3 protein-coding genes are annotated in these 1509 nt (G+C 75.6%); 2 read left to right on the top strand and 1 reads right to left on the bottom strand.

Annotated features, from left to right (window positions below; all coding sequences use genetic code 11):
- Positions 1 to 939 (bottom strand): DUF3473 domain-containing protein (locus HW577_RS24890; RefSeq protein ID WP_198378776.1); only part of this gene is annotated, 939 nt, incomplete at its 3' end.
- A gap of 105 nt (positions 940 to 1044) precedes the next feature.
- On the opposite strand from HW577_RS24890, the gene HW577_RS24885 reads away from it, so the two are divergent.
- The gene (locus HW577_RS24885; protein WP_198378775.1) at positions 1045 to 1311 is read left to right on the top strand and encodes a phosphopantetheine-binding protein; all 267 of its coding nucleotides are present in this window, start codon (positions 1045 to 1047) and stop codon (positions 1309 to 1311) included.
- Positions 1312 to 1316: 5 nt separating this feature from the next.
- Positions 1317 to 1509 (top strand): hypothetical protein (locus tag HW577_RS24880; protein WP_198378774.1); only part of this gene is annotated, 193 nt, incomplete at its 3' end.

The following is a 1509-nucleotide window of genomic DNA, read 5'->3' as shown; positions in this document are numbered from 1 at the left end:
CGCGTGGGCCGCGCCGAAGCCCCGGCCAAGGGCCGGCGCGAAGACCGGCGCGGCCGCCGCCAGCACGGGCAGCCGCGCGGCGAAACTCTCGGACCGGCGCCCGGCCAGCAGGCCCGACAGCCGCGGCAGCGTCGGCCCTCGGTTCAGCCACAGCATCAGGCTGGCCAGCCGCCCCGTCCCCACGCGCCGTTCCAAGGCTCCTGCCTCGTCCAGGTCATAGGGGTGGCAATAGGACCAGAGCGCGCCCTCGGCCCCGCCCTGTTCCGCCGCCCAGCGGCGCACCAGCGACCGCAGCCGCCAGGGCGGCAGCCAACGCAGGTACATCCCGCCCAGGAAGGGCACCAGCCACGGCCCGAAGCGCGCCACCGGCACCGGCAGTTCCAGCAGCCCGCAGGGCCAGCGGAAGGGGTGGCGCGGCGCGCCGGGCCAGCCGGCGAGCGGATTCCAGGCCGGCAGGACCGAGCTGGAATAGCTGAAGCCGAGCTCGGCCAGCACCTCCGGCGCCCAGGCGGCGGCGGGCGTGAGGGAGAAATAGGGCGCGCGGAAGCCGGCCGGCGCCGCCCCGGTCAGCATCCCGAGCCGGTCCCGGGCCGCCGCCATGCCAGCGCGGAAGCGCGCCGGGCCTTCCTCCGCCAGGTGCCGGTGGGCATGGCCGTGGGAGGCGATCTCGTGGCCCGCGCGCGCGATCTCCAGCACCAGGGCCGGGTCGCTGCGCACCACCTCGTCCAGCACGAAGAAGGTGCCGCGGGCCTGGGCCTCGGCCAGCAGGGCGAGCAGCCGGCGTGTTTCCGCCCCCGCGCCGTCGCCGCCATGCGGCTCGACATCCACGGTGAAGGTGAACAGGCCCGGCAGCGGTGCGAAGCGCCGCGCCGCGCGGGCCGCCGCGCTTGTTCCGCCGCTTGGGCGTTGATAGGCTCGTGATCCGGGGGCGGGCGACATTGCGGCTGAGGTCGCCAGTCGGGCGCCCGACGTCAAGGCCGGAGGACCCGGCCCGACGCAGGCGACCCCGGGCACTGGACGACGGAGCGCTGCGGGAGACCGAGTTTGAGCACCACCCTCTCCTTGGAAGCGGAGCTGGCGCGGCTGATCGTGGAGGCGCTGCACCTGGAGGCGGCGCCGGAGGAGATCGACCCGGAGGCGCCGCTGTTCGGCGAAGGGCTCGGCCTCGATTCCATCGATGCGCTGGAGATCGCGCTCGCCGTCTCGAAGCGCTACGGGTTCCAGCTGCGGTCGGACGATGAGCGGAACCACCGCATCTTCGCCTCGCTGCGCGCGCTCGCCGCGCATATCGAGAAGAATCGGACGGCCTGACCCCGATGCGCCCGGCACCACGCCTGGCGATCTCCCTCACGCTGTCCACGGCCTGCCTCGGCGCGAAACTCGCGGGGGTCGAGGCCGCGACGGCGGCGCTGGCGGTTGCGACGGTCGCCTCCTGGCTCGTGCCCTCCCCCCGCGCGCGGCCCATCCTGGCCGGCGCGGCGCTGGCGGGCGGGGCGACGGCGCTGCTCG

The organism is Neoroseomonas rubea, from assembly GCF_016106015.1.
GTDB lineage: Bacteria > Pseudomonadota > Alphaproteobacteria > Acetobacterales > Acetobacteraceae > Neoroseomonas > Neoroseomonas rubea.
Note: the sequence above shows the minus strand (reverse complement) of the source record. Positions and strands in the feature narration are given on the sequence as shown.